Origin of the sequence: Rhodococcus sp. R1101 (assembly GCF_000278445.1) — a bacterium.
GTDB classification, from domain to species: domain Bacteria; phylum Actinomycetota; class Actinomycetes; order Mycobacteriales; family Mycobacteriaceae; genus Rhodococcus; species Rhodococcus gordoniae.
Genome location: NZ_AJVB01000570.1, coordinates 1 through 2253, shown reverse-complemented (window position 1 = coordinate 2253; position 2253 = coordinate 1). Strand labels below are relative to the sequence as shown.

Here is a 2253-nt window from a genome sequence, read left to right as displayed (position 1 = left end):
GACACCTCGACCTGGTCGTAGAAGCTCACGACCCGTCCGGTGATGGTGACGCCGAGCGCCGCGGCGAGGGCCTTGGTGCGGCGGGTGTCCTCCGCGGCGATCACGTCGGCGGTGCCGAGCGCATCGCGAAGGCGCGTCGAGGCGTCCCCCACGTCGCCCATCGGAGTGGCGGCCAGCACGAGCCGGCCCTCTCCCGGATTCGCGCCCTGGACCGGTTTGGCTGCCTGCATACGGCTCAGCCTACGATCGGGAGGTGACCGTGACGGACCGCAGCCCTTCCGAGGCCCCGGACCGTAGTCCTTCCCAGGCCTCGGACCGCCGCCTTCTCGGTCCCGGCCCGCTCGTGCCCGCACCCGATCCGCTACCCGGCGACCGGGTGCGCGGCTGGATCGTCACCGCCTTCGTCACGGCACTCGCCGCGATCACGCGGTTCACGATGCTCAACTACCCCACCGACGCGAAGACACCGGTGTTCGACGAGAAGCACTACGCCCCGCAGGGCTGGCAGGTGCTCACCGGCGGCGGGATCGAGGACAACCCCGGTTACGGGCTCGTCGTGCATCCGCCCGTGGGCAAGCAGCTGATCGCGCTCGGCGAGGCCCTGTTCGGATACAGCGCGTGGGGCTGGCGCTTCTCGGCCGCGGTCGCCGGTGTCGTGCTCGTCCTGCTGGTCGTGCGGATCGTGCGGCGGATGACCCGGTCGACGATGCTCGGTGCGATCGCCGGGCTGCTGCTCGTCGTCGACGGCGTGACCTTCGTGTCGTCCCGCCTGGGCATGCTCGACATCTTCCAAGCGGTCTTCGTCGTGGGCGCCTTCGGTTGCCTGATCGTCGACCGCGACGACGTGCGTGCCCGGATGGCTCGGGTCCACGCCGAGGGCCGTGTTCTCGACAGCGTGTGGGGTCCGCGCTTCGGTGTGCGCTGGTGGCGCTTCGGCGCGGGCATTCTGCTCGGCCTGGCGGTGGGCACCAAGTGGTCGGGTCTGTACTTCATCGCGTTCTTCGGCCTGATGTCCGTGGCCTTCGACCTCGCGGCGCGACGCGCGTACCGGGTGCAGCGCCCCTGGGTGGGGACGGCGCTGCGCGACATCGGTCCCGCGCTCTACGCCCTCGTGCTCGTTCCGCTCGGCGTGTACCTGTCGACCTACTGGGCGTGGTTCGCGAGCGAGACCGGCGTCTACCGTCACGCGGTCGGCACGCAGATCGGGCACGACGGGATGTTCTCCTTCGTGCCCGCCGCGCTGCGGTCGCTCTGGTACTACAGCGCGAGCGTCCTCGAGTTCCACTCCGGTCTGACCAACTCGGCCGGCAACCAGCACCCCTGGGAATCCAAGCCGTGGACGTGGCCGATGGGGCTGCGTCCGATGCTGTACTACTTCGCCGACGGTGAGCGGATCAGCGGGTGCGACGCCGAGCAGTGCGTCAAGGCCGTCATGCTGCTGGGAACGCCGGCGTTGTGGTGGGTGTCGCTGCCGGTACTCGGGTGGGGGCTGTGGCAGGTGCTCGTCCGCCGCGACTGGCGGTGGGCCGCGGTGCTCACCGGGTACGGCGCGGGGATCCTGCCGTGGTTCGCGAACCTCGACCGGCAGATGTACTACTTCTACGCTGTGCCGATGGCGCCGTTCCTCGTGATGGGTGTCGTGCTCGTGCTCGGCGACATCCTCGGTTCACCGCATGCGTCGAAGGAACGGCGGACGACCGGTTTGCTCGTGGTGTGCCTGTACGTCGGGCTCGTGATCGCGAACTTCGTGTGGCTGTGGCCGATCCTCACGGCTCTGCCGATCACTCCGGAGCGCTGGAACGATCAGCTGTGGCTCCCCAGCTGGCGCTGAGCGGAGCCCGTGTCCGGCGCTGAGCGGAGCTTCAGTTCGGTTCGTCGAGGACGGTGTCCTCGGTGGGCAGATCGACCTCGCGCTCTCTGCCGGAGCCGTAGCGGACGCCGTCGAACCGGCGGGCGAACCGCTCGTCGACGACCGTGAGGAAGCCCTTGAGCCGCTCGAGCAGTTCGGACAGGTGGCGGGGCACGAACGGATCGCCGAGCAGGTCGACGGTGGCGACGAGCCGGTCCTCGACGAGCACCACCTTGATGTGCGACCACGTCCGGTTCAGTTCGGTGAGCTCGGTCAGCGCGTGGGTGCGACCGCCGTCCGGCGCGGCTCCGGGGATGTCGTCCTCGGGGATCGCGTGCAACAGCGGCGCCCACAACCTGATGGAACCATTCACCTGTCGGTGAGAAGTTAGGAAAGAACATGGT

2 protein-coding genes and 1 pseudogene are annotated in these 2253 nt (G+C 69.2%); 1 reads left to right on the top strand and 2 read right to left on the bottom strand.

Annotated features, from left to right (window positions below; all coding sequences use genetic code 11):
• Positions 1-230 (bottom strand): annotated as a pseudogene (locus tag R1101_RS0121725) (16S rRNA (cytidine(1402)-2'-O)-methyltransferase); the annotation flags it as partial.
• A 23-nt stretch (positions 231-253) separates the two neighbouring features.
• Here R1101_RS0121725 and R1101_RS0121720 point away from each other — a divergent pair.
• Positions 254-1831 (top strand): dolichyl-phosphate-mannose--protein mannosyltransferase, encoded by a 1578-nt coding sequence (locus R1101_RS0121720; protein ID WP_016935349.1) that lies wholly within the window; start codon positions 254-256, stop codon positions 1829-1831.
• A gap of 31 nt (positions 1832-1862) precedes the next feature.
• Here the strand turns inward: R1101_RS0121720 and R1101_RS28080 are convergent, their stop codons facing one another.
• A complete protein-coding gene (locus R1101_RS28080) occupies positions 1863-2222 on the bottom strand; it encodes a T3SS (YopN, CesT) and YbjN peptide-binding chaperone 1 (protein WP_016935348.1) in 360 nt (119 codons plus the stop codon).
• Between the last annotated feature and the right edge of the window lie 31 nt (positions 2223-2253).